Source organism: Microbulbifer sp. CNSA002 (assembly GCF_047324085.1).
In the GTDB taxonomy this organism is placed as follows: domain Bacteria; phylum Pseudomonadota; class Gammaproteobacteria; order Pseudomonadales; family Cellvibrionaceae; genus Microbulbifer.
Genome location: NZ_CP172449.1, coordinates 3,131,489 through 3,155,814, shown reverse-complemented (window position 1 = coordinate 3,155,814; position 24,326 = coordinate 3,131,489). Strand labels below are relative to the sequence as shown.

Annotated in this window: 21 protein-coding genes; 12 read left to right on the top strand and 9 right to left on the bottom strand. The window is 48.1% G+C overall.

The window, feature by feature from the left end; genetic code table 11:
* Nucleotides 1–34: 34 nt before the first annotated feature.
* The 7 genes from ACG1BZ_RS14030 to ACG1BZ_RS14000 all read left to right on the top strand — a co-directional run bounded on the left by ACG1BZ_RS14030 (nucleotide 35) and on the right by ACG1BZ_RS14000 (nucleotide 9,493).
* A complete protein-coding gene (locus tag ACG1BZ_RS14030) occupies nucleotides 35–1,357 on the top strand; it encodes a TolC family protein (RefSeq protein WP_413662358.1) in 1,323 nt (440 codons plus the stop codon).
* A gap of 3 nt (nucleotides 1,358–1,360) precedes the next feature.
* Nucleotides 1,361–2,470: an efflux RND transporter periplasmic adaptor subunit gene (locus tag ACG1BZ_RS14025; RefSeq protein WP_413662357.1), complete on the top strand. Its 1,110-nt coding sequence runs from the start codon at nucleotides 1,361–1,363 to the stop codon at nucleotides 2,468–2,470.
* A gap of 10 nt (nucleotides 2,471–2,480) precedes the next feature.
* Nucleotides 2,481–6,161, top strand: coding sequence for an efflux RND transporter permease subunit (locus ACG1BZ_RS14020; protein WP_413662356.1), 3,681 nt, complete (start codon nucleotides 2,481–2,483; stop codon nucleotides 6,159–6,161).
* Nucleotides 6,162–6,302: 141 nt separating this feature from the next.
* Nucleotides 6,303–6,650 (top strand): hypothetical protein, encoded by a 348-nt coding sequence (locus tag ACG1BZ_RS14015; protein ID WP_413662355.1) that lies wholly within the window; start codon nucleotides 6,303–6,305, stop codon nucleotides 6,648–6,650.
* A gap of 192 nt (nucleotides 6,651–6,842) precedes the next feature.
* Nucleotides 6,843–7,733, top strand: coding sequence for an AEC family transporter (locus ACG1BZ_RS14010; protein ID WP_413662354.1), 891 nt, complete (start codon nucleotides 6,843–6,845; stop codon nucleotides 7,731–7,733).
* A 139-nt stretch (nucleotides 7,734–7,872) separates the two neighbouring features.
* A complete protein-coding gene (locus ACG1BZ_RS14005) occupies nucleotides 7,873–8,397 on the top strand; it encodes a hypothetical protein (protein WP_413662353.1) in 525 nt (174 codons plus the stop codon).
* 127 nt (nucleotides 8,398–8,524) lie between these two features.
* Complete coding sequence (locus tag ACG1BZ_RS14000) at nucleotides 8,525–9,493, top strand: UDP-glucose 4-epimerase family protein (protein ID WP_413662352.1); 969 nt, start codon at nucleotides 8,525–8,527, stop codon at nucleotides 9,491–9,493.
* A gap of 30 nt (nucleotides 9,494–9,523) precedes the next feature.
* Here ACG1BZ_RS14000 and ACG1BZ_RS13995 read toward each other — a convergent pair whose 3' ends face one another.
* From ACG1BZ_RS13995 to ACG1BZ_RS13985, 3 genes are all read right to left on the bottom strand, one after another.
* The gene (locus ACG1BZ_RS13995; protein ID WP_413662351.1) at nucleotides 9,524–10,075 is read right to left on the bottom strand and encodes a hypothetical protein; all 552 of its coding nucleotides are present in this window, start codon (nucleotides 10,073–10,075) and stop codon (nucleotides 9,524–9,526) included.
* 421 nt (nucleotides 10,076–10,496) lie between these two features.
* Nucleotides 10,497–11,246, bottom strand: a complete 750-nt coding sequence (locus tag ACG1BZ_RS13990) for a hypothetical protein (RefSeq protein WP_413662350.1) — start codon at nucleotides 11,244–11,246, stop codon at nucleotides 10,497–10,499.
* 667 nt (nucleotides 11,247–11,913) lie between these two features.
* On the bottom strand, nucleotides 11,914–12,567 hold the full coding sequence (locus tag ACG1BZ_RS13985; RefSeq protein ID WP_413662349.1) for a class I SAM-dependent methyltransferase: 654 nt from the start codon (nucleotides 12,565–12,567) through the stop codon (nucleotides 11,914–11,916).
* A 472-nt stretch (nucleotides 12,568–13,039) separates the two neighbouring features.
* On the opposite strand from ACG1BZ_RS13985, the gene ACG1BZ_RS13980 reads away from it, so the two are divergent.
* Together ACG1BZ_RS13980 and ACG1BZ_RS13975 are read left to right on the top strand one after the other, a co-directional pair.
* A complete protein-coding gene (locus ACG1BZ_RS13980; protein ID WP_413662348.1) occupies nucleotides 13,040–13,276 on the top strand; it encodes a LexA family protein in 237 nt (78 codons plus the stop codon).
* A 579-nt stretch (nucleotides 13,277–13,855) separates the two neighbouring features.
* Entirely contained in the window at nucleotides 13,856–14,029 is a 174-nt protein-coding gene (locus ACG1BZ_RS13975; protein ID WP_413665873.1) for a DUF4113 domain-containing protein, read from the top strand.
* Here the strand turns inward: ACG1BZ_RS13975 and ACG1BZ_RS13970 are convergent.
* Nucleotides 13,983–15,146 carry an alpha-hydroxy acid oxidase gene (locus ACG1BZ_RS13970; protein WP_413662347.1) on the bottom strand — a complete coding sequence of 388 codons (1,164 nt, stop codon included), beginning with the start codon at nucleotides 15,144–15,146 and terminating at the stop codon, nucleotides 13,983–13,985. The two genes, ACG1BZ_RS13975 and ACG1BZ_RS13970, sit on opposite strands and share 47 nt — an antisense overlap.
* 272 nt (nucleotides 15,147–15,418) lie before the next feature.
* Between ACG1BZ_RS13970 and ACG1BZ_RS13965 the strand changes: the two genes are divergently transcribed.
* Nucleotides 15,419–15,745 (top strand): hypothetical protein, encoded by a 327-nt coding sequence (locus ACG1BZ_RS13965; RefSeq protein WP_413662346.1) that lies wholly within the window; start codon nucleotides 15,419–15,421, stop codon nucleotides 15,743–15,745.
* 95 nt (nucleotides 15,746–15,840) lie between these two features.
* On the top strand, nucleotides 15,841–16,344 hold the full coding sequence (locus ACG1BZ_RS13960) for a GNAT family N-acetyltransferase (protein WP_413662345.1): 504 nt from the start codon (nucleotides 15,841–15,843) through the stop codon (nucleotides 16,342–16,344).
* Nucleotides 16,345–16,426: 82 nt separating this feature from the next.
* Here ACG1BZ_RS13960 and ACG1BZ_RS13955 read toward each other — a convergent pair whose 3' ends face one another.
* Entirely contained in the window at nucleotides 16,427–16,855 is a 429-nt protein-coding gene (locus tag ACG1BZ_RS13955) for an Rrf2 family transcriptional regulator (RefSeq protein WP_413662344.1), read from the bottom strand.
* A 116-nt stretch (nucleotides 16,856–16,971) separates the two neighbouring features.
* Here ACG1BZ_RS13955 and ACG1BZ_RS13950 point away from each other — a divergent pair, with 116 nt between their 5' ends.
* Entirely contained in the window at nucleotides 16,972–17,871 is a 900-nt protein-coding gene (locus ACG1BZ_RS13950) for an NAD(P)/FAD-dependent oxidoreductase (RefSeq protein ID WP_413662343.1), read from the top strand.
* A 107-nt stretch (nucleotides 17,872–17,978) separates the two neighbouring features.
* On the opposite strand, the gene ACG1BZ_RS13945 is transcribed toward ACG1BZ_RS13950, so the two are convergent.
* From ACG1BZ_RS13945 to ACG1BZ_RS13930, 4 genes are all read right to left on the bottom strand, one after another.
* Nucleotides 17,979–19,364, bottom strand: a complete 1,386-nt coding sequence (locus tag ACG1BZ_RS13945) for an L-serine ammonia-lyase (RefSeq protein WP_413662342.1) — start codon at nucleotides 19,362–19,364, stop codon at nucleotides 17,979–17,981.
* Nucleotides 19,365–19,552: 188 nt separating this feature from the next.
* Nucleotides 19,553–20,530 (bottom strand): tRNA 5-methoxyuridine(34)/uridine 5-oxyacetic acid(34) synthase CmoB, encoded by a 978-nt coding sequence (cmoB, locus tag ACG1BZ_RS13940; RefSeq protein WP_413662341.1) that lies wholly within the window; start codon nucleotides 20,528–20,530, stop codon nucleotides 19,553–19,555.
* A 7-nt stretch (nucleotides 20,531–20,537) separates the two neighbouring features.
* The gene (cmoA, locus tag ACG1BZ_RS13935; RefSeq protein ID WP_413662340.1) at nucleotides 20,538–21,281 is read right to left on the bottom strand and encodes a carboxy-S-adenosyl-L-methionine synthase CmoA; all 744 of its coding nucleotides are present in this window, start codon (nucleotides 21,279–21,281) and stop codon (nucleotides 20,538–20,540) included.
* Nucleotides 21,282–21,382: 101 nt separating this feature from the next.
* Complete coding sequence (locus tag ACG1BZ_RS13930) at nucleotides 21,383–24,292, bottom strand: insulinase family protein (protein WP_413662339.1); 2,910 nt, start codon at nucleotides 24,290–24,292, stop codon at nucleotides 21,383–21,385.
* Nucleotides 24,293–24,326: the final 34 nt, after the last annotated feature.

Genomic DNA, 24,326 nt, shown 5'->3' with positions numbered 1-24,326 from the left:
AGATTTAAATTGTTGCTGGAAATAGAGGTGGCCGTTGTTCGAGTGCGCGCTCGCAATACTGCTGACTGGCGGCGGAGCCTGGAGCTATGCCAGCGAGCCTGTTTTGACCCTGGAAGATGCCGTCGATTTGGCAGTGACAGCTAATTTACGGGTTCAGGCGGCTGCGCTTGAAGTTAATGAGGTTTGGGATGACGTCGAGGCATTAAAAACAAAGCGCTATCCCCGGCTGGAAATGAATGCAGGGATAATCGATAACTTAACACGCCAGAGGTACACCTTTGATCGTGGCGTTTTTGTGCAGAATTCTCCGATAGGCCCTATCCCTCCTAGGGATATAGAGATCACATCAGAGGAAGGTGTGACCAAGACCTTCTCTGTCAGCGCGACCCAACCTATCACACAGCTATACACAATAGAGCTAGAGATTTGTGAGGGGTATGTTGTCACTGAAATGGCGGAGGAAAAGGTTCGCTTGGTGCAGCAGGATATAGGCTACCTCACCAAGATCCAGTATTTTGAAATTGGCAGAATCCTTGGTGATTTACAGGCCGTGGATGAAGCCATTATCTTCCTGACTTCTTTGAGTGAACTTGTAGGGAATTATGTTGCACAACAAGTTGCCCTTGAATATGAACTTTTGGATGTGCGAGCACGCCTGGCCCAGCGCAGGCTGGAGCGCCAGCGCCTTATTGATGAGATGGCGACAGCGAAGGAGCGTCTCAATGCGTTGATGGCCCGGGATGTTGAAACGCCCTTCAATATTCAGAGTCTACCAAACCCACATCATTTAGCGTTCGATGTCGAAACCTCTTTAGGACTTGCCTTTGAGCAGCGTCCAGATCTCGCTGAATCAGAGCTGTCGATTGAGCGGGCTGAATATAGTTACGATGTGAAGAAGTCCGAGTACATTCCCGATATCGATTTGAATATTGAGTACCTAAAGCTCTATGACGTCAGGTTGATACCTGATGCTGAAGCTTTTATCGCTCTGGAAATGCGCTGGGAGTTTTTTGATTGGGGGCGGAAACGGGATGAACTGTCCAGTCGTGCCAATAAAATTCTTGAAGCGGAAAAAAAGTCTGAAGAGGTTCGAAACCGAATAGAAATAGAGGTTCGTGAGAGTTTGCGTCGCTTGCGTACTTCTCAGGAGTCTGTGGGGGTTGCACGGGAATTACAGGCAGCTTATAGGGAAAAAGTGCGGGTAATGACAAATCGTTACCGCGAGCAAGCTGCCGTTCTGAGTGATGTCCTGGAGGCGGAAAAACAGCTTTTTCGTGCGAATAGCGACTACAATCGCGCGATACTGTCTGTATGGGGATCCCTGGCGGAATATGAAAGGTCGGTGGGGGAGGTGTGATAAATGCGCGTTATCTGCCTCTGTATTATCGCTATATTAGTGGCCGTAAGTGGTTGCCACCGCCAACCCCCGGAGAGAAAACCCACACCGGTAGAGGTTTTTGTTGCCCGCTCGCAAGACGCAGCAGCTGGTTATCCCTACTCTGCAGTCGTCAATCCTTATACGCAAGTTGATGTAGCTTTTCGTACAGAAGGCTATGTACGTGTAATTCCCTCGCGAAAAGCGCTGGGGCAGACTCGTTTGCTGCAAGGAGGGGACTACGTTAAGCGTCACGAAGAATTGGCTAAGATTGATGACGAGCAATACAGGGATCGCGTGGTAGAAGCCGCTGCAAATGTGAGTAAAGCGGAAGCAGAACGGCGTAAAGCTGATCTCAATTACAAACGGGCAACTGCGCTTTTTGCCACGGCCAGTATTACCGCCCCTGATTATGATTCAGCCAGGGAAGAGTATGAAATTGCGCAAGCTGCGGTGGTCGGTACCAAGGCTCATTTAGATCGGGCAGAGGAAGAGTTGCGGGATACAGTGCTGCGATCTCCACTTACGGGCATTATCCTGCAACGCAATATCGAAGTGGGTACATTGGTCCACTCGCAGTCGGTTGGCTTTGTTGTGGCCGATATTAGCCGAGTGAAAGTTGTGTTTTCAGTACCTGATATAGTTTTGAGTTATGCCCCTCTTGGTAGCGTGGTGTCGCTGCGTACAGAGTCATTACCGGATCTTACATTTAAGGGCATGATCACCGAAGTTTCTCCTATGGCAGATCCCCGCACCAGGGTATTTGCAATCACGGTTACCGTTGATAATCCTAAGGCGCAATTACGGGTAGGAATGATTATGACTCTGGCCTTAGACAAAATACCGATACCTCCAGATAGGGTTCTTATACCACTATCCTGCCTAGTCGCTCATCCCGGGGAATCTAAAGGGTTCGCTGTGTTTGTGCTGGAAAGAGACAAGGAAGTATTGCGAGCAAAACTAAGAAAAGTGCTCGCGGGGCAAGTAGTTGGCAATGATGTTGTCATTATCCAGGGGTTAACTGAGGGCGAGGAGGTTGTATCAACCGGTGCTGCCCAGCTTAGAGATGGGGAAGCCATAATTGTCGTGCCTTGAGGGCTAGGGAATGGCAGATCAGGAAGAAAAAAGACAGGCAGAAATTATTGAAGCGGAAAGCCACCATCGCTTCAATACCGCTCGTTTTTTTGTAGATAATCCAAGTATTTCCGCTGCACTGTTGGTCACTATCCTGGTTTGGGGGGTAGTTGCTTATCTCTTTATGCCGAAAAGCAAAGATCCAGATATTCCCGTGCGTATTGCGATAGCAACAACCCATTGGCCAGGGCAGTCTGCAGTCAGGGTTGAGGAGTTAGTTACACGTAAAGTTGAAGAAGCAATAGCGCAAAGTGAGTATTTGCATGAGCCAGACGCGAGAACCTTTGCAATAAAATCCTTGACGCTAAATGGCGTTTCCATGGTGCAAGCGCAACTGGCACCAAAAACTGATGTTACCAAAGCATTTAATGATATCAATCTGAAATTAATTGATGCGCAACAGCAGCTACCTTCTGGTGCGAGTAAAATTTCCCTGAACTCAGAGTTCGGTGATACAGCCGCTATATTGCTCAGTGTGGCTAGTCCCCGAGCGGGCCCTACAGAAATTACATTGCGTGCAGAAGATATTAGAGAAGGTATTTCAGAGATCCGGGGGGAAGAATCAAATGGCAGAGGGAGGGTAAGTATCGTTGTAGCTCTGCCGCTGTCCTTAGCCAATACATACTCTGCTACTGGGTTGTGGATTTTTGCGAACTGGCTTGAGGCACAAGGATATGGAACTAATTTTGAAGTGTTAAATGGGTCTGGCTACCTTGGAGTGGATTTCTTATCTGATAAAAACAACAGCGAATTACTAACGGCAACAAAACTCTATCTATCCGATAAGCTAAGCGCCCAGCGATTCTTTCCTGATGCCTGGGATCCCTTCGTAGTTCGTGATCTCGCCAATACTCGCGACCATTTGATGAAAGTAGCAGGTGCGAAATATAGCTATCGCCAACTTGATGATTTCTCAGATCTTATTGCGGCAAATATTAGAACTATTCCAGAAGTGAAGAGGGTGTTGAGGACTGGTGTGCTCACCCAGGAAGTGAAGCTTCTGTATTCCCAGGAGAGGCTGGCCTCCTATGGGTTGCGACCAGATATGATTGCCCCTGTTCTCAATGCCCGTAATACAACTATTCCCGGCGGCACTATTATTTCGGATGATTTGGGTATTGCCATTATGCCTAGTGGCGAATTTTCAAATCATGAGGAAATTGCCGATGTTCCCGTGGCTCTCAGTAATACAGGAACGCCGGTATATTTGCGCGGAATTGTCGATGTCCTTATGGGATATGAAACTCCGCCGCCCCTATTAAATTACTATGTCAATAGAGACGAAAATGGAGAGTGGCAGCGTAGTCGCAGTATCAATCTTTCCGTGCAGATGCTGGACGGTAAGCAAATAGGAGAGCTTGGACGAAATCTCAGTGAGATTTTGGATAAGGTTAAGGTGGATTTGCCGCAGGACCTGATTATAGATCGGGTTTCTGATCAGCCTCGCCAGGTTCGAGAAAGTGTAAGCCTCTTTCTTGAAGCATTGATTGAAGCGATTATTTTAGTGGTGATAATTGCTTTTATCGGATTCTCTGACTGGCGATCTGCCGTGCTTTTAATGATATCTATTCCAGTAACATTAACGATGACCTTTGGGTTTATGCAGTTGTTGGGAATAGATATTCAGCAGGTATCGATTGCGGCGTTAATTATAGCCTTGGGGCTTTTGGTAGACGACCCTGTTGTTGCCAGTGATGCGATCAAACGGCAAATGGCATCTGGTAAGCCCTCCATCATAGCTGCTTGGTTGGGGCCCACTTTACTAGCGAAAGCTATATTTTTTGCCACATTAACTAATATCGTTGCTTACCTGCCATTCTTGTTATTAACCGGCAATCAGGGAGATTTTCTACATAGCCTTCCTATTGTTATGGTTTGTGCCTTAGTTGCATCCCGAATAGTTTCTATGACATTTATTCCTTATTTGGGGAATACGTTATTGCGCCCCCCTGAGCAAAAGGAGCGGAGCTTGGAGGTGAGACGAAAAGAAGGGCTGACAGGGAGCTACTATAGGGCGGCAGACTGGGCAATTAGTAATAGAAAGATTGTTTTGTTGGTTGCATTGGGATTGCTCGTGTTAGGTGTTGTTATAAAGACACAGTTGAGGAATGCATTTTTCCCGGCAGATGTTCAGTACCTTTTTTATGTAGATGTGTGGTTGCAAAATGATGCAAGTATTGATGCAACAGATAATGTTGCAAAAGTAGCCGAAAAAATAATTAGAAAAACTATTGAGGACTATGAGCAAAAACACTCAAAAAAAGGGTCTGCACCTATTTTGGAGGGAATTAGCAGCACCTTGGGTGGCGGGGCGCCGCGTTTTTGGTATACAGCTAACCCTCAACAAAAACAGTCTAACTATGGGCAGATTATTGTCCGCTTAAGTGATAAAAATTTAACATCTACGCTGATTCCACTTATCCAAAATGCTCTTTCTGAAAGTATTCCGGGGGCAGGACTGGACGTTCGACAACTGCAGACAAGCACAGTAGAGCACCCTGTTGAAATAAGGGTTTCGGGACGTGTAGCTGTAGGGTCTTTGGAGGAGGAGAAGGATATAGCACTCCTGCGAGAATACGCCGCAAAAGTTAAAGAGATTGTTGAGAGTTCTCCCTATACTCGCGTGGTCCGCGCTGATTGGGCTGGAAAAAGTCTAGTGTTGAATATGAATGTGATAGAAGATCGGGCTGAAATGTCAGGGGTTACTAATGCTGATATCGCCATGGCGTCATCCTCTGGCTTTAATGGTTCCAAAGTGGATACCTTACGGCAGGGAGATAAAGAAATTCCCATTGTAGCTCAGCTTCGCCTGGCAGAGCGAGGACAGCTGGAGGACGTCAATAACCTATATGTATTTGCATCTGATAGCGATATTCATATCCCATTGCGACAAGTGGCAACTACCTCCATTCTATTTTCGACAGAGCGAATCTATCGATTGGAGAAGTTTCGAACGATTACGGTATATGCATTTCCATATGCCGGTTTTATCTCATCAGATATTATGGCTAATATTAAAGATGAGTTGAAAGAATTCTCTGAATCGCTTCCTGCGGGATATCAACTGCAAATATCTGGAGATGCGGCCAGTACAAAACATGGATTTTTGCAGTTGCTAATGATTATGGCCGTCTCTTCCAGTGCGATTTTTTTAGCTTTGGTATTTCAATTTAGTAGTTTGATAAAGCCCTTGGTCGTATTTGCCACTGTGCCATTGGGTATGGTTGGTGCTTTGATGGCCCTATATATCTCCGGCCAGCCATTTGGTTTTATGGCGTTTTTAGGAATAGTGAGCCTGATAGGAGTGATTGTCAGCCATATTATTGTTCTGTTTGATTTTATTGAGATGCGTCATGCTGCGGGAGATTCGCTTCGTCAGGCATTACTTGACGCAGGTATTCTTAGGCTGCGCCCCATTTTAATCACTATTGCGGCGACTACCTGCGCCTTGATCCCCTTAGCTATTCATGGAGGTCCTCTCTGGCGGCCATTATGTTTTGCGCAAATTGGCGGCCTTATCCTGGCCACTTTTGGAACACTATTCTTGGTGCCGGTCATCTATACAACCATGGTAGAGGACTTAAAGTGGATTAAGTGGGTTGAGCGTAAGTCAAAGAAGGGTGGCGATCCCAGTGACTTGGTGACCACCTAAAGTGTGGCTGCTCTCCCTTGGGTCATGCTGCTGAGTCTTGAAGATTCTTGCAGGTAATAATCCTATTAGCAGGAAGGAAATGGCTACTTACTGAATATCAGTTGTAAATTACCACTGATATACTCTGAGAATTGTCACTTAATGCAGCGCAGCTGGATAGTGAAAAGGCTATGTTTTGATCCTATAACCTTGACAACAGCCAGGATCAAAATGCGCCTATTAATGAAACTCCTGATACCGGCAAAGGCCGGCAATAAGTCCATTGCTGATGATAGTATGTCTGTGGCGATGAATGATTTTATCGCCTCAGCCAATCCTGAGGCTTCCTACTTCTTTTTGGAGCAAGGAAAACGGGCAGCAATTTTTATCTTTGAGGAGAATTGTCAAGATCAGCTGATGACCTATAATGAAAAATTTTTTGCGGCCTTTGATGCTGAAATATGGATCACTCCTACCTTAAACCTTAAAGAGTTGCAGCTGAATTTATAGACATTTTTTATGGTTGCAGTTTCTCACTTGAAAATCCGTCAGAACATCGCAATTTTTGCTCCGTAATTCTGTGGGGTATTAGAAGGTAAATATATCATCGATTTTTTGTGTGTTCTGGTGGGGCTGTCAGCGTATTACAGGGGTGCTTGTTACGCAGTGCTGAGAAGTAGGGCAGAGGGAGTTTGATGTTCGATGAGAACCCTATTTGAGAACGTATTTGAAGTTATTATTCCCGTATTTATCTGCGTTCTTATTGGATACCTATTTGCAGCAAGTAAGCATGAATTAAATTCCAAAATGGTATCCAAATTAATGGCCCATATTGGTTATCCGGCGCTGATATTGGATCATATGCTGGGCCAGAAGGTAGTATTGGGTAAGTTTCTATGGATGCTGTTGGCCGCCTTCCTGATGTACTCGTTGATGTCAGTGCTAGCCCTTCTATTCTTATCTTTATTTAGGCAAAATATACGTACTTACTTTTCTTGTATAAGTATGAACAATGTAGGCAATATCGGCCTCGCAGTATGTGCGTTAGCATTTGGACATGCGGGAGTTCTATACGGAATTGCTTTTGTTGTTGTGGGAATGATCTTTTTCTTTGTTGTTGCTCCTGGAGTAACCTCGGGTAGCTGGTCGGCTAAGGAAATTATGCTTAGCCCAGCAATTTACAGTGTGGTTTTTTCTATAGTCGCATTGATTTTCAATATAAGCTTACCAAAGCCCGTTATGTCATCTCTTAATATTTTGGGCGGTATGGCAATCCCTCTAATGTTGTTGACCCTCGGACATAGCTTGGCCCAAATTAAGCTGGGTGATACTAAGATTGGATTGGTCTTTGCTATTGGACATATAATTCTCGGTGGCGCCGTCGCGTTTATTTTGACAGATCTGTTTAACTTTACGGGTGCTATGCGAGGGGTGCTTATTCTGCAATCCCTTATGCCATGCGCTGTTAGTACTTACCTCTGGATATCTATTTATCGCCCCCAAGATACCCCGAAGATATCCGGTATTATTTTCCTCTCAACTATTATGAGCATTTTTATTTTGCCTGTTGTGTTGACTTATTGGGTGCAGTAGTCCATAGCCAGTGTTGTAGCTCCAGGCTGATTTGGGAGTGATAAGGTGGTTCATTAAACTTCTGTGTGTTGTTCATTTGGCCTTCACAATGCGTAATTCACTGCCGTAGGTAGATAATTTAGGGAGGCTTCACACTTCAATGCCAACACAGACCTCGACTGGACGGCCATTTTGGTTGTTGTTGACTTTGCTACTTTTCCTGCTGGCAATGCCCCCCCTTGTTCTTGCGACCCCCCATCCCTTAGGGCTATTAACCAGCTCCGGTCGTGATCAGTATGCTATTCAAGAGTTTTTGGTTGTTACATCTTTTCGCGTGCTCTACCTGGATAGTGCTGCGGATAAGCAGGTTGGCCTGGATAGGAAAGTACAAGCTCCACCGATCCGCCACTTTGAAGGTGCTACTGCCAAGAACTTTCAGGAAAAGATAGCCCATAAAAAATACCACCAGGTTTGTGATCGTCAGTCACCCAAAGGGTTGTCTCTTTGCGAGGAGGCGAACTGGAAGTACAAGCAAGCGAAAGCCTGTTTACAAGCCAGGGAAGCCTGGGAGGCCCGTTGGGGCAGGCCGGATACTCAAGCTCCACATGGGAGAGCCCTGAAGAATGTCCGGGCTCGGCTTAAAAATGCTATTACTGACAAAGAACGCCTTTGTGGTATTGAATAGAGTTCTAATAGACAGCGATACTTTGATAGTTTGTCGTGCTCGCTATTTAGTTGACGAGATAAAGGTGTGTCGAAAAAGTGGTCCGTGTAAACTAACGTGAATTCTACAGCTGAGAAATAGGCTCCCATTGAAAGGACGTATATTACTAACCGGCGCTAGTGGCTTTGTGGGAACCGCACTCTTGCCGCAGCTTCGCAAAGACGGTTACCAGGTTTTGCCGGTGTATCGCCGCGACGTTGAGGGTGGCTTTCAGATCGGTGACCTGTCAAGCAATACGGATTGGGCTCAGGCGCTTGTCGATATAGATACAGTCATTCACACCGCTGCGCGTGTCCATGTAATGGAGGAGACCTCTGCTAACCCTATGGAGGAATTCCGTCGGGTGAATGTCGGGGGCACTATCAAGCTGGCACAGCAGGCGGCTTCATCCGGTGTTAGACGTTTTATTTATCTTAGTTCTATTAAGGTTAACGGGGAGTCTACCGACAACCGCTTACCATTTAATGCGGGTGAACAATGTGATCCTACGGATCCCTATGGGATTTCAAAGAAAGAGGCCGAAGATGCACTGCTTGAGCTGGCTGAGTCTACGGGGATGGAAGTTGTTATTATCCGACCACCTCTGGTCTATGGCCCTGGGGTCAAGGCGAACTTCCAAGCGATGATGCGTTGGCTTACCAAGGGGATCCCGCTGCCACTAGGGGCTATTCATAATCGCCGAAGCTTGGTATCTATCGGCAATTTGATCGACCTGATCCGCGTTTGTATTTCTCATCCCAATGCGGCAAATCAGGTATTTCTGGTATCCGATGATATGGATGTATCGGTAACAGATTTGTTGCGTGGTTTATCCCATGCCATGGGATGTGATGCTCGACTATTGCCTCTTCCCCAATTCGCACTCACCAGTGCGCTGAAGCTAATAGGAAAGGGGGCAGTTGCCGAGCGCTTGTGCGGTTCACTACAAGTGGATATCACTAAAACCAAAGAGTTACTTGACTGGACCCCCCCAGTGGCCTTAGGTGAAGGTCTGGCGGAGACGGCACAGGCATATTGCCAAGCGGGAAGCTCTCAGACCCCGCAAAAGAGCACTTAGCCAACATTTATTGCCTACGGAGAGAGGTAGTCACCCCTCGTAATTGGCAACCGCAGCGTAAAAACCAAGCAAGTAGGTTGCTGGAACCTCAATGGTAGAGCTGTGCCCGGATCTTGCTTTCAGTTTAAGTTTGAGTTTATCTCGATTGCGCACTGAAGCCTGTATTTGTTCCTCAGTGAGAGCAATATCCAGAATCTCTTCAAGCATACATTCATTGCCACTTACGCATTGAAGGACATTTTTGTTAATAGGAGCCGTCTCTACTGGCTGTCCGCCATTTAACTCCGCAGACTCATAGTGACGCCACGCCTTGCGATAGGTGATATGGATCTGTAGGTGGTACTTCGTTGGTTCGTTAGTAGAGGGTTCAAATGCGCGGAGGTTGTAGTAGTAGAGGTTCAGGTCAGAGCCATCAGTAGTGGCCTGTAATTTCGGCCCCGAGAACTGAGTACCAGAATTTTCCCCGCTAGCTTGGATAGATACGGCCTGCCTGATTTCCCCTGCCGTTTTTTCCGAGAGCTGAGTGACTGAGCTACAGCCAACCAATAAAACCGCTACCAGAGTTAGTGTGAATTTGGTCATGGGTCTTCCCTGTTTTCTTTTCACTTCTTTTGGGGCGGAAGTATCGCATAGTTGGGGTGCTGGCTGAAACTCAAGGTTGTCGTTTAGCTGGGTTTTGCTCTGAAATCGTTATGCAAATGTACGAGTATGTCACTGATTTATCAGAAAGGCAGGCTGGCGCCAAAAGATAATATTCTGCAAGTGTTATTTTGGGGAGATTACTTCAAGTGTGGCAAATACAGTGAAATATACCTTTATCAGGCATAGCTAATTAATCTTGATGAATTAACTGGAATAGGTGTCACTGGTTGGTAGAATTATTTTGGGCCCATGCTAGACATAGCTCCCTCATGATCTTGTCATAGTTGTAATTCAATACGATTCAAAGCTGCTAACACCACCTTGCCGCGTAATTGTCGGCAAGGGGTATTCTTTATGAGGCTTATTGTTTTTTAAAGATTACAGGTGCACCTTCTCCAAAAACCAATATGGATCTTCTGATATTTGGATCGTTTGGATCATAGGAAACAAACAGATTCCCAGCAGAGTCACCCGTAAAGAAGTTAGCTTCGAAGGACTTCCAGTCTTGGTCGTTTTTTACGCGGTGTTCAGCTGCGCATAATTTTGTATTGCATGAAAAAACGCTCTCTACTTCGATGTTGAGGTTTGCGGTGGTGAATCTGGCTAGTTGATTGAAATCCTCAGATTTCATTATATTTTCTGACAGTAATTTGGGGATTGAACTCATTACATCTTTATAATTTTTACTATTGATGACAAGCCCAATTTCTTCGTGGCTTGCTGCATTTAGATTTTCATCGATTAATATTTCAGCTAAGTCAATATCCAGCCTTATATTGCATGAGTGGTTTTGTATTTTATCTGCACACAGTACACTCTCTGCTGCCGCCTCAGAGTCTTCGTTGTTTAGGTCTATACCTATTGCCACTTCAGAGTCCATGGGGCTTGAGGGAGGCAGGTCTACATCTACTGTACTTCCAGTAAGGGTATATTCTTCCAGTTTGGTATGATTCTGTTTTGATCTTTCAAGTCCTAGATTATTATTTTCTTTGTTCCCTGTTATCGTGGTCTGGGAAGACTGTTTATTAGCATCGTCTGTAGAATTTTTTGTATATAGGTAAGTTGTTGCGGCAATTAAACCAGCAATCAGAGAAATATAAATTTTGTGCATATCACTTCCATGGATTTTCTTGGTTGAATAGATTCATAATTGGTGGATTTTTAGTTTTGTTTATTTGTAGGGACTGCCAATAGGTGTTCTAGCTTTAAAGCAATGCATGCGGCGGTATAAAACTTGCTGTGAGTTTTCCATGTTGGGGATAGTGAGGCTATCTATTGCAGGCGTCATCGCCGAATGCTGGCTTGAATTCATGAGAACTATTATCACTTCTGGTTGTTGGTTTTATTTCTTGAGAGAATATACATCTTTATATTTATTTTTCCAGCAAAACCTGGCTTTTGTTGGGCGTTTGTACCAATTGGCGAAATCTGATAGAGAAAGTTTAGAGGCATTTATAATAGTACTTTTGAGACGCTATATTGATATCATATGTGACAGAAAATAGAGGGGCCGGCCCTGGGGTGTTCATTAGATGCTTGTGTCATTTAATTCAATACGATGTTGATTTCTCTATCTGCAGTATATCCATGTTAGAAAATTCCATGTTAAGTAGGGGGTAATAGTTTTTTCCGGATTCTAATGGAGCGCTCACATTTGTTCATGGCGATGGGTTACTATTTGTCTGCCGTGGAGGTTCTGCAAAGTTGTTGTGGAGATGAGGTAAGTGTGGGATTTTCTCTATCCTGGATGGATTTCTCCAGGCCCGGTAAATGAGTAATTAAGATTTCTTCCCTGTAATTATCACTGAGTCTGCTTGGATCGTAGTATCTCCAAAAGGAACCATTTCCTTATCAAAAAAAGAGGATTCAACAGCATTAAACCCCGCATCTTTCATAAGAGATTTGATTTCGGCTGTAGTGCGTATGTGAAATTTGAATTGAGTAAAGGGTAATTGTTTAAGCGACTTATCAGATCGAATTCCAAATGCCACTCGGCCTCCAGGTTTAAGCCATTTGAAAATATGCTTGAAAAAAATTGACAGATCTTTAATGAAGTAGAGGAGATTAACCCCAATAACACCATCAATGCTTTCATTTTTAAGTTGGACCTCCAAGCAATCACCATAAACTACTTTAGTGGTGCAATGATTTCCTGCCAAATTTCTCTGGAGTTCTTCTGCCATCACTTCCGACATTTCAATACCCAGATAGTGTCCGTTACGACCTAAGTTTTCCAATATTGGTAGTGACAGAGATCCGTTGCCTGGCCCTATCTCGATAATTGATTCACCTTTTTGGGGAGACAACTTCTCAATGGTTTGACTAGTAATAATCTGGTTGAGAACATTCATTTTATTGCCTATATCGATACCAGCATCCCCCTCTGGGCATGAAAGTTGGTTTGCGATAGATTGCAGATCTTGATCTTGCATTGGTGTTCACTTTGCCGTTGTTTGTTTCGCCCATTAGTATACTCCGAAAATTCCGCAATGCTGGATTGCTTGGAAAAAATTGTTACGTACATTTTAAGTAGGCATAGTCCAGTATCACGATGCTGTATAAGTTGTGTTATGCACCATCGGATATTTTTTTGAAATATCCCTTTGTTTTTATCCGGTTTTCTATGTATCTGATATCTAAAGTTGATTTGGGTGCTGCAAATAGAGGGGATATATCTACTTATATTTCGGTCGTTTTTTGGCACACAAAAGGATCGAAAAGCAGAGCGTAGATTGATGTATGTGCTTTTCACTGGATAGAGTGGGGCGATTATCACTTCTTTGGTGTAAATGGGGGCTTATGTAGACTAGGAAACGGTGCGTGGCTTTGAAGTCACATGTACTAGTTGTCAATATTGGGGCTAAACAATAGTTTGTATTTATATATAGTATTGTGGTATCCGATATGAAGTTCCTTTCTTTATTCAGTCGTAGTGTTGCCTGCGGCTTTCCCTCGCCAGCAGATGAGCATGCAGAGGCTGCGTTGAGCTTGGACCAGCACTTGATCACGAGTACAGCTGCCACGTTCCTGGCCAGAGCTTGTGGTGTTTCTATGCAGAATCTTGGGATTTTTGATCGTGACCTTCTGGTAGTAGATCGGTCTCTTACGCCTGTTCATGAGGATATTGTTGTGGTTGCTTAAGATGGGTAGGTAACCTGTAAGGTGTTCGATCGTCACAAGGGCAGGCTGTTATTAGCAAACGATTAATATGAACCAATTCCTATTGGGGATGGCCAGGAGTTGATTGTTGAGGGGGTAGTAAAGGCCTCTATCCTTGTACCATCGCCCCTGCTAATGTTGGCCTTGGTTGATTACAACAGCTGCTATGCCAGCTGTGAACAAATATTTCGTACGGACTTGGGCGGTGGCCTGCTCTGTTGAGGCCAAATCGCTTGGTATTCCCGAATTACAACCTTTCTTCAAAATTGAGCACCTACTGCGGAAGCATGGAGTTGCTATTTTCTCCTGCATGCGTCACCTTACGAATCCAACAATTACCGCTGTAGTACTGTAGTACAACCCCCATACCCAACTGATGATACCCGGCTCATAGTGCAACTGGTAAAGAGGACTGTGTCGGGGCTATTTCGACAGGCTTGTCGATTCTTTAAAGCTGGAGTGGGGTTAGTGGAGTTAATTCCCTGTGCATTGGGGCGAGGTGATATGTTTTGCTTGGGGCAGCCATTTAAGGCCAGTAAAATTATGTAAACTATTGATTGAATTGACCAGCGTTTTGGCCGAAGAGCACTATTTCTAGGGGGAAGGGAATCCAAAAGAATTGGAAAAATGCGGCAACAGTATAAGCCTTCGGCTTACACGACTCGGCGGGATGAACTGCCTGAGCTTTTCATCTGCTGGTTAGTTCTACCTTGCCGCAAATGCCTTCAAGATTAGTAGCTCCGATTTGCTGCATAACCTGAGTTAACTGAGCTTTAAGTAGGTAGATCGCATGGTTAGCTCCTTCATTGCCAAGGGCACAGACGCTATACATAAAAAATCTTCCCAGAAAGCAAAACTTTGCCCCTAGACCACAAGCACTTGCGATATCTACACCGGATCTTATTCCACTATCGATAGCCAAGGAAATCCTATCCTGATAGTTGGAAAACCGTCCCAGTAAGGGAAGAGTCGCTTCGCCTAAATCAAGTTGCCGTGCACCGTGATTGGATAAAATGACTCCATCTGCCCCGAGTTTAATCGCTTGTTGAAGATCGGGTTCACTCATTATCCCTTTAATAATAAGTTTATGGGGCCAGAGATCTCTTATACGTTTTACACTGTCAAAATCCAGTGGGCCCATAGTTGTGGTGTTCATAAACTCGGTTAGTTCAAGTTTTTTGTTATCGGTATCAATGTAAGGCTCTAGATTTTTAAATTTAGGGAGACCGTATCGCAATGTGGATAGACTCCAATTTGGCCTGAGTATCGCTTGCCAGATATTTTTTACATTCAATTTCGGTGGCATTGCCAATCCGTTGTGGAAGTCTCTGGGGCGTAAGCCAAAAGTAGGAACATCAATGGTAATGACTAAATGTTGGTATTGGGCAGAGGTTAGTCGGGATAGCAGGTCAGAAAGAATGGCTGGGTCTGTTGGGTTGTAGAGTTGGTACCAGGCTGTTCCCTGTGAGACTTCAGAAATTCGCTCCAGTGATTCAGAAGATACAGTGCTGAGGATGAATGGGATCTTGTGTTCATATGAGGCTTTGGCAAGTATTACAGGCGCATTTGGCCACATAAGCCCCTGTAGCCCAATGGGCGCTATGCCAAATGGAGCGCTGTATAGCTTCCCAAAAAGTTCACAATTTAAGTTCGGTGTAGAGTTGGGGTGGATATATTGGGGGGTGAATTTTACAGAATCGAATGCCTGGCGATTGCGGCATAAACCAATATCATCCATACAGCCTTCTATTAAGTATTCATAGGAAAATTTTGGAACTCTCTGCTTTGCTCGATTTTTAAGCCGTTCTGAACTTGCGAAGTGACGGTTAAATAGGCTGTTGTAATTGGTCATACCCCCCCCTTTCTGAGTACTTTAGAGATTAGACTAGTCTAGTTATATAGAAGGTGCCGCCTGGAACAGAAGTGACAAAACACATGGGTTGTCGTGGTTCTTTCAAATATTGAATTCATTACTACGTACTAATTGGTTGTGGGGTGAGTGTTTCCTTGAGTTGTATTCCAGCTTAAAGAGTTGCTTCTGTATTACGTGCCTGTTATCTGGGATTTTGCAGGGATACGGTAGGGTGCTATTCTCGAAACCTTAAAGAGGTAAGAGGGTTCAGAATGCGTAATACCTTTTGGGTTTTTATTTTATTGATGTTAGCCGGTTGTGCAAAACCACTTCCTGAAGACAAGTTAGATTACGCTGGCACTTGGATTGGTAGCCAAATAAGTTTGATCATAACAACTGATGGCCGGGTCTTGTATGAACGGGTTGAAGGGAGCTTTACAACTTCTATAGAGGGGCCGATAAAAGAGTTCAACGGAGATGATTTCAGTGTTGGATTTTTATTTTTGACTGCAAATTTTCATGTTTCCAATCCCCCTTATGAAGAGGATGGGATTTGGCAGATGACAGTGGATGATGCTCGGCTAACTCGGGTTGATTGATCAGTTCGCGTTATAAATTAGTATCTGGTGTATATGGAGTAAAGAGAACAATAGAAATACTTTCTATTGTTTTCGATATCCCTTAAGGAGTTCCGTTGAATACAAAAATCAGACACCTAGAAGAATCCGATAATAAGGATTTGTTCGATATTCATAGTTTTGCCTCAGTAAATGAAAATACCTCTCAACTACTTTTCCTAAGTTCTGATAAAGTCGCTAATCTTTTTTCTGATCCGAATAATTATACCTTGGTCGCTGAATTGGATACTAAGGTCGTTGGGTATGTCACTCTGTTCTTAACCAATAAAATCCGGGATAGACATAGTGCTGTGTTGGCAATTGCGGTACATCCTGAATTTCACGGTCGGGGAGTTGGCCGGATGTTAATGGAAGAGGCGCTTAATCAGGCGGATAATTGGCTCAATCTAATACGATTGGAACTGGAAGTTCATGTTGACAATGGTGCTGCAATAGCACTTTATGAGGGCTCGGGTTTTCAGGTGGAGGGAACCAAGCGGCTTGGCAGGTTTAAGGCGGGTCGTTATATAGACGTTTTGTTGATGGCGAGAATACACCCTGAGTACCAAGCTAAAGCATAGGGTGCACCTTGCTATCGCAAAATGGACCTGGATATTAGGGAGGCTCAGAATCGAAATTTGGAGCCCCCTAGGACGAGGCGAATTATTCCGAAGTCTCTATGTGTGTAAATTCTCCACCGAGCTGATCCAGAGTGATCTCTCCAAATCGCGCGAGTAAAATACTCTCCGCCTCATCCATTGCATCCTTTAGGGCGGCATTTACTGCGTGCTCAATGATGCAGTTAGTGTGTTCGTCTGTAAGGCCAATGGTAAAAACTGAGCTGTCTCCCAGCGCTTTATGGATATCCAGAAGTGTAATTTCATCCAAGGACTTCGCGAGTGACCAGCCCCCATTGTGCCCTTTACTGGAGCGCACGTACCCCTGATCTCGCAATAACGCCATAGTTCTGCGAGCCACCACTGGGTTGGTGAGGAGCATAGCCGCCATCTTGTCTGAAGTAACCGGCTTGTCGGTCATGTTCAAATGGATAAGGACATGAAGTGCCCGGGATAATCGGCTGTCTTTGCGCATAATTCACCTAAATTTCTGATCCTGCAGTTTATCACGAAACTTTTGCTGTTACGTGTGTTGTGCAGCTTTGAATTTTTGTGTAACAATAAAAGTTACATGATATCGGAGGGGTGGCTATGGATACGGATGTATTGATTATCGGTGGAAGTTTTGCCGGTCTGTCTGCGGCGATGCAGCTCGTTCGCGGCAGGCGCAAGGTCGTTGTACTGGATGCTAAAAGGCCTAGAAACCGCTTTGCAAAAGCGTCCCATGGAGTGTTTTGCCTGGATGGTAAGACGCCCGAGGAAATTCGTAGCACGGCGCTTTCCCAGCTACAGGCTTACTCGAGCTTCCAGGTGGTTGAAGACACTGCGGATAGTGTGGATGTTCATGAAGAGGGGTTTGCTGTTGCTGCACAGGGAGGTACCACCTTAAGAGCGAAGAGGCTAATTCTTGCAACCGGCATTACGGACCAGCTACCGGATATCCCTGGCGTGAAAGAGCGCTGGGGTAGGAGTGTGATTCACTGTCCCTATTGCCACGGTTATGAGCTGAGTGATCGCCCTTTAGGTGTGCTGGCTACCAGTGAGCTGTCTTTCCACCAGGCGGCGATGATTCCCGATTGGGGCGCAACTACCTTGTTTACCCAGGGCCATCTCAATCCGCAGGGGGAAGTTCTCGATCATCTTCTGGCTCGGGGAGTAATACTGGAAGAAGCCCCGATTACACAGTTGGAGGGAGACGGGGATAGTTTAAGTGAAGTTGTTTTGGCGGATGGCCGAAAGTTGCCACTGGAGGGGCTCTACGTGAGCCCCAAAGCGGAGTTGACCTCTCCGTTTATCGATCAATTGGGGTTGGAGCTGGAGGAGTCTTTTACCGGGCGGATTGTGAAGGTGGATGGCTTTAAGGAAACTTCTGTAAAGGGGGTCTTTGCTGCTGGGGATTTATCCAACCCGATGCAAAGCGGAACCTTCGCGATTGCATCCGGCACTATGGCGGGTGTTGGGGCTCATCGCTCGCTGATATTTAACCAGTGACTTTTAAAGACCGGTGGGAGTTCGTTGGAGATATGCCACAAAAAGAATTTGGTATCTTCCGGGCTAAGTAAGCGGCAGGAGCGGATTTGTGCTCCTGCCGAAAAATATCAGCAGTTCACAGCGTTTACTGCGAGCCCGCCGAGAGAGGTCTCTTTGTATTTGCTCTGCATATCGATACCGGTTTGACGCATCGTCTCGATAACGCTGTCCAGCGGTACGATATGAGCGCCATCACCGCGCAGGGCCAGGCGTGCGCCGTTAATGGCTTTTACTGCACCCATGGTGTTGCGCTCGATACAGGGAACCTGCACCAACCCGCCGATTGGATCGCAGGTAAGGCCGAGGTTGTGCTCCATACCAATTTCAGCAGCGTTTTCAATCTGCTGGTTGGTGCCGCCCTCTACTGCGGCCAAGCCGGCGGAAGCCATGGAGCAGGCTACGCCGATTTCTCCCTGGCAGCCCACCTCAGCGGCAGAAATAGAGGCATTCTTTTTAAACAGCATACCGATAGCGCCGGCGGTGAGCAGGAATTTCACTACCTGGTCTTTCAATTCACCGTGAATTTTACTGTCGTGTACAAATTCCACGTAGTAGGCGATAACGGCGGGAATCACACCGGCGGCACCGTTGGTGGGCGCGGTGACGATGCGCCCGCGCGCGGCATTTTCCTCATTGACGGCGAGCGCAAAAAGACTAACCCAGTCGAGAATGGCGAGGCCGTGGTTACGCTCTTCTGGGCTCTGTTTACTCAACTCCCGGTAGAGTTCGGCAGCGCGGCGGCGAACATTGAGGCCGCCGGGCAAGATGCCATTCTGGTGGCAGCCTCGCTCAATAGAGGCATCCATTACCTTCCAGATATTCCACAAACGGTCTTTGACTTCCTGCTCGCTGCGGAAGGCTTTTTCGTTTTCCATGGCCAGCTCGGCAATAGTCCAACCGTGATGATCACAGATCTTCATCAGCTGTTCTGCATTGCTGAAGTCATAGGGCAGAAGGGTGGCGATTTCCTCTTTGTGAGCGAAATCTTCTTCGGAGAGCACAAAGCCGCCGCCGATGGAGAAATAGCTGCGCTCGAACAGCAGCTCTTCGCCAGCGTAAGCCTGGCAGGTCATTCCGTTGGAGTGTTGGGGAAGAAATTCCTCCATATGGAAAACCAGGTCGCGCTCGCGAATAAACGCGATATCCTGGTCACCGTTTAATGACAGGTGGCGTTCGCTCTGGATTTGCGCCATTTTCTCATCGATTGAATCGACATCAATGGTGTCTGGAGATTGACCCAGAAGCCCCATCAGTACCGCCATATCGGTACCGTGACCAACCCCGGTCAGGGCCAGTGAGCCATACAAATGGACTTGTACGCGGTCTGTGTGGGGCAGCTGGTCACGGTCTTGCAAATCCTGCACGAATTGGCGGGCAGCGACCATAGGGCCCACCGTGTGGGAGCTGGAAGGGCCAACCCCAATTTTGAAAAGCTCAAAAACGCTAATACTCATAAATATTCTCTGCGCCGGGCTGCATCCTGCGGCAGCCCTCCCTAAAGGATATAGTTGCACTATTTAGGGGCGCACTTTGCCTTATGAGTCGCAACAATCAAGATGGTGCTCCCCATTCCGTACAAAATTCTATTAGCAGCAAATTTTGCGGAATTTATGAGTTCCCAGACCTTAAGCGTATAGACAAGCTACGGCGCTTCCGCGACCAAAACCGCTCTCTTGGGCGCGGGGTGACCTTCCACGGTTTTGTCTGGCGATTCCGGGTCGAGAAAATCTGCCAGGGATTCGAAGTGCATCCAGTCGGTGCGCCGTTGTTCCTCCAGGCTGGTGGTGTTCAAATCCACGGTCCTGGGGTTGCGGAAACCGCACTTGCGCAGCCAGCTCTCTAGGGTGGCGCAGCTGGGGAAAAACCACACATTGCGCATCTTTGCATAGCGGTCTTCGGGTACCAGGCAATCGCCGAGTCCGCCGTCGATAACCAGTGTCTCCAGTACAAGCTGTCCGCCGGGGCGGAGGGTTTCGCGCAGTTCACGCAGGTGATCCATGGGTGAACGGCGGTGATAGAGTACCCCCATGGAAAAAGTGGTATCGAAAGCGCGCAAGTTTGCCGGGAGCGCTTCAATACCCAGGGGCAACAAATCTACCGGCGCTTCCTGGCCCAGGTATTTTTTCAGCGCGTAAAATTGCGCGACAAATTTAGCAGAAGGATCAATACCGATGACCCGGCGCGCGCCGGCACCGTAGGATCGCCAGCAGTGGTACCCATTGCCACAGCCCACATCGAGCACCAGTCGATTTTTGAGTGGTGCCAGGTGCGGAAGTACCCGATCCCATTTCCAGTCGGAGCGCCACTCAGTATCAATATTTAGTCCAAATAACTCCCAGGGGCCTTTGCGCCAGGGGTGTAATTTGCGCAGTTCCTGCTCCAGGGCTTCGAGTTGTTCTGAGCTGGCATCGGCGGCAGTGCCCGCGCTGACCTTGCTGTTCAGTTCGATAGCGGAGGGCGTGATTTCCGGTAGGGCTTCCACCGCTGCGCGCCAATCGGGCAGGTCGCCCCAGCGATGAGGACTCAGGTTTTCAGCCACCTGTGTTGGCAGCTGGGCCAGCCAGGTGCGCAGGGCGGGAACGTGTTGCAGACCTTGATAGAGTTGGGTGTAGTCGATCACGGAGTACTTACTTTTCCGGCGCGCCTTTGATGGCGATTAAAGAGGCAAAATTAAAACACTGGAACCAGACATCGACACTGGTAAAGCCGACATTTTTCAGTCGTGTGCGGTGGGTGTCCAGGGTTTCCGGAATTAATACATTCTCCAGGGCAGAGCGCTTCTGTGCGATTTCCAGCGCGCTGTAACCGTTGGCGGCTTTAAAGGAGTGATGCAGTTCGATCATTAACTCGTTGTGGGCTTTATCGGCGAAGTCCACTTTCTCGGAAATAATCAGAATGCCGCCGGGGCGCAAACCATCGTGGATTTTCTGCAGGATTTCTTCGCGCTCTTCCACCGGAATAAATTGCAGGGTGAAGTTGAGCACTACCACCGAGGCATTTTCGATAGCAACGTTTTGCAGGTTGTCGCAGATAAGTTGAACGGGAACCTCGCCGCTATCGGCTTCGAGGACCGTGCGCGCCTGATCAACCATGGCTTGCGAATTGTCCACGGCGACGATTTCACAGTCGGCAGCGGGAATGCGATGGCGCATGGCCAGGGTTGCCGCGCACAGGGAGCTGCCCAGGTCATAGCAGCGGCTTCCAGCTTGGGCGTAGCGCTCTGCCAGGGTGCCGATCATGGCTGCGATCGTGGTGTAGCCGGGCACGGAGCGCTTGATCATATCGGGAAAAACTTGCACCACCTGGCGATCGAACTCGAAGCCGGCTACCTGGCCCAGTGGGTTTGCAAAAATATTGTCGTGTTTACTCATTGGAACTTCGCTAGAGGATAACGGCGATAGATCGGCGCCGGTTTTTGGCCAACGCCGCAGAGCTTCCCCGGACAAATTGCCGGGGAATCGTCGAGCTCCAGTTAGAGCTTCTCTTCCTTCAGGTTGAGTTTGGCTGCCGCTTCGCTACCTTGGGGACCGGTAACAATGGCGGTACTGGCCTTGCTCGGGTCCAGATAGGTGGCACCGACGCGTCGCAGGTCTTCCAGGGTAACTTCTGTAACCTGTTTGCGGAATTGCTGGCGCGTCTCGTGGGTGCGGCCGTAAAGGCCCGAGTGGAAGTTCTTCTTGGCTTCACCAGCGGGGGAACCGGGTTTATCCAGACCGCCGACGACGCCGAGGATCGCTTCCTCAACCTGTTCTTCCTTGTGCTTCTCTTCGGCCAACCACTTCAGGGATGCGTCGAAGTCCTCCAGGGTTTCACCCATACGCGGATCGCGGTAGGAGTAGAAGCGGAATACGCCGATATTGCTGTCGTGGCCGGCTCCGCCGCCGTAGGCGCCGCCCTGTTCGCGGATGGTGCGATGCAGGAAGCCGTTGCGCAGGAAGCCGCTCAAAACCGACAGCGGTGCCGCATCCGGGTGGGACATAGGCACAGTGGCGTAGGCCTTGGCACAGAAGTTCACCTGGCTGTTGGCAACCCAGAGTTCCTCGATTTGTTTGCGTTCGAAAGGTGCAGCGGGGTTGGCTGCGGCGATGCTGGAAGTCGAGGTCAGTGGCATCAGTGTCTGGCTGAAATCGCCAATTTTCTCTTCTTCACCCACCAGCAGGAACTGACGCGGTGCTGCGAGGATTTTCTGGTGGATAGCCTGGAATTGGGTGGAAAGGTCTTGCAGGCCTTCCTCTTTTTCCAGTCCGGCAACCAGGGCCCGCAGGTTGCGCAATCCCAGCAGACCACCGCTGGCATGGCTCTCCCAGGCGGCGCGGTTGTAGCCGGCACTGGCGGCAGCCATGGCGAGGGCGTGGCCGTTGCCGACAACACCCTGTTCGCGGCGGGCGAGAGTTTGCAGTAGCAATTCCTTGATGCGGGCGTGCTCGTCAAAACGCACCTGCTCCATAGTGGCTTGCATCAGTTCGGTCAGGCCGCCCTGATTGCGAGCCAGCGCTTTACCGGACAGGATAAAGTGGCCGGACAGGTGATCCAGGTCGTCGATGGCAGTACGGCTGCTGGTGAAACCGTGCAGGGCGCCAACTACGCTGGTCTGCCACTGCTGGACTTCCAGGTAGTCTTTTTCACCCAGGCCAACTTCGCTCAGTACCTGGCAGTAGTAGGGCAGCAGTTGTTTTTCGGTTTCGGTGAATTCCGGTAGCGCGCAGACCATTTGTTGGTAAACCAGGCCGTTGGTGCCCGCGCTATAGCGGGTCAACTTCTGTGGGCCCAAGTCTATTGCTTCGCCTTCGACATCCGGAAGCTCTGCGGGAATATCTTCCACGCCGACCTTGGGCAGGATAGAAGCGTCGTCCTCGCGGTTTTGTCGATCGGCCAGGGCTTTGGCAGTTTCGACAATCTGTGCTTTTTCTTTTTCGCTGAGAGCGGCTTTGATTTCCGCCAGCTGGTCTTTCTCCGCCTGCTCGCGGCGCGCAGCCAACTGCTCATCGGGACTCAGTACCATACGTACGCGATGCTGGTTCTCCAGCAGAAGTTCACGGGCTTTATTGGCGATAAACTTCGGATCTTTGATCTGCTCGCGCAGACGCTCCAGGGTGGCATCGATATTCAGCAGGCCGATGGCATCGCCACGGTGAGTGGCGCCGGTCAATGCGGTGAGAATCAATTGCAAGCCGAAGGGGTAGCCGTCGCCACCAATTTCCCGCTGTTGCAATTCCAGCTGGTGCAAGCTGGCTTCTACCTGTTCGTAGGGGATGCCGTTTTCCGCCACGTCCCTCAGCACGTCGAGAACCTGTTGCTCAAGCTCGTCGGCACTTTCGCGTTCGCTGCCTTCAATACCGCAGACAAACACCAGTTCGCGTTGGGAATCGTCCAGGCCAACCAGCGGGGAGGGGGAAGTACCCAGGTCGGTGGTTTCCAGCAGCTTCATCAGCGGTGAGGCGCTGTTATCCAGCAGTACACCGGCGAGCAGGTGTGCGGTCAGGGCTTCTTCAAGATCGGTGACATCACCCAGCAGCCAGCTCAATACGATATGGGTCTTGGCCTTCAGAGGCTCGCCATTTAACGGGTAGTGCTCTTCGACTTTCAGCGGCGCCTGGTAGCGGTCTTCGCGCCCAACCGAGATGGTCTTGTCGAGCTTCTCGAATTTGTGCAGCGCTTTTTCTTCAAACGCAGCCTGGTGTTCCGCTGCGGGAATATCACCGAAGGTCATAAAGGTGGCGTTGCTGGGATGGTAGTGGCTGCGGTAGAAGGCAACCAGCTGCTCGTAACTCAGCTTTGGAATATCGGTAGGTTCGCCACCGGAGTTGTAGTGATAGGTGGTGGTGGGGAACAGGTATTTGCTCAGGGTGTGCCACAGCTGCGAGGTGACGGAACTCATGGCGCCTTTCATCTCATTGAACACGACACCTTTGTAGACGAGCTCGCTGCTCGCATTATCCGCCTCGGCAAATTCCAGGCGGTGGCCTTCCTGGGCAAAGTCCAGCGGGTCCAGGCGCGCAAAAAATACCGCATCCAGGTAGACGTCGAGAAGGTTGTCAAAATCCTTTCGATTCTGGCTGGCAAACGGGTAGGCGGTCCAATCTGAACTGGTGAAGGCGTTCATAAAGGTATTGAGTGAGCGCCGGATCATCATAAAGAAAGGATCGCGCACCGGGTACTTGTCACTGCCGCACAGGGCGGTGTGTTCAAGAATATGGGCGACACCGGTGGAGTCTTCGGGCACGGTGCGCAGGGCGACAAGGAAAACATTTTCCGAGTTGTCTGCGGCGATGTGCAGGTGCTGGGCACCGGTCGTAATGTGTCGGTATTCCTCGACGCACACGCCGAGAGAATCAATATCTGCGCTGGTAACCAGTTCAAATGCAGGATGTGAGTTGCTCAAAAGACAGCTCCCTGGAGTTATATGAATTTTCTGG

What these genes read in the sequence shown, in the direction of transcription:
- ACG1BZ_RS13990 (WP_413662350.1), bottom strand. Translation starts at nt 11,246, where the DNA reads ATGCACAAAATTTATATTTCTCTGATTGCTGGTTTAATTGCCGCAACA.
- cmoA (WP_413662340.1), bottom strand. Translation starts at nt 21,281, where the DNA reads ATGAGTAAACACGACAATATTTTTGCAAACCCACTGGGCCAGGTAGCC.
- ACG1BZ_RS14020 (WP_413662356.1), top strand. Translation starts at nt 2,481, where the DNA reads ATGGCAGATCAGGAAGAAAAAAGACAGGCAGAAATTATTGAAGCGGAA.
- ACG1BZ_RS14025 (WP_413662357.1), top strand. Translation starts at nt 1,361, where the DNA reads ATGCGCGTTATCTGCCTCTGTATTATCGCTATATTAGTGGCCGTAAGT.
- ACG1BZ_RS13950 (WP_413662343.1), top strand. Translation starts at nt 16,972, where the DNA reads ATGGATACGGATGTATTGATTATCGGTGGAAGTTTTGCCGGTCTGTCT.
- ACG1BZ_RS13970 (WP_413662347.1), bottom strand. Translation starts at nt 15,146, where the DNA reads ATGACCAATTACAACAGCCTATTTAACCGTCACTTCGCAAGTTCAGAA.
- ACG1BZ_RS14005 (WP_413662353.1), top strand. Translation starts at nt 7,873, where the DNA reads ATGCCAACACAGACCTCGACTGGACGGCCATTTTGGTTGTTGTTGACT.
- ACG1BZ_RS13965 (WP_413662346.1), top strand. Translation starts at nt 15,419, where the DNA reads ATGCGTAATACCTTTTGGGTTTTTATTTTATTGATGTTAGCCGGTTGT.
- ACG1BZ_RS13985 (WP_413662349.1), bottom strand. Translation starts at nt 12,567, where the DNA reads ATGCAAGATCAAGATCTGCAATCTATCGCAAACCAACTTTCATGCCCA.
- ACG1BZ_RS13955 (WP_413662344.1), bottom strand. Translation starts at nt 16,855, where the DNA reads ATGCGCAAAGACAGCCGATTATCCCGGGCACTTCATGTCCTTATCCAT.
- ACG1BZ_RS13945 (WP_413662342.1), bottom strand. Translation starts at nt 19,364, where the DNA reads ATGAGTATTAGCGTTTTTGAGCTTTTCAAAATTGGGGTTGGCCCTTCC.
- ACG1BZ_RS13995 (WP_413662351.1), bottom strand. Translation starts at nt 10,075, where the DNA reads ATGACCAAATTCACACTAACTCTGGTAGCGGTTTTATTGGTTGGCTGT.
- ACG1BZ_RS13980 (WP_413662348.1), top strand. Translation starts at nt 13,040, where the DNA reads ATGAAGTTCCTTTCTTTATTCAGTCGTAGTGTTGCCTGCGGCTTTCCC.
- ACG1BZ_RS14015 (WP_413662355.1), top strand. Translation starts at nt 6,303, where the DNA reads ATGCAGCGCAGCTGGATAGTGAAAAGGCTATGTTTTGATCCTATAACC.
- ACG1BZ_RS14010 (WP_413662354.1), top strand. Translation starts at nt 6,843, where the DNA reads ATGAGAACCCTATTTGAGAACGTATTTGAAGTTATTATTCCCGTATTT.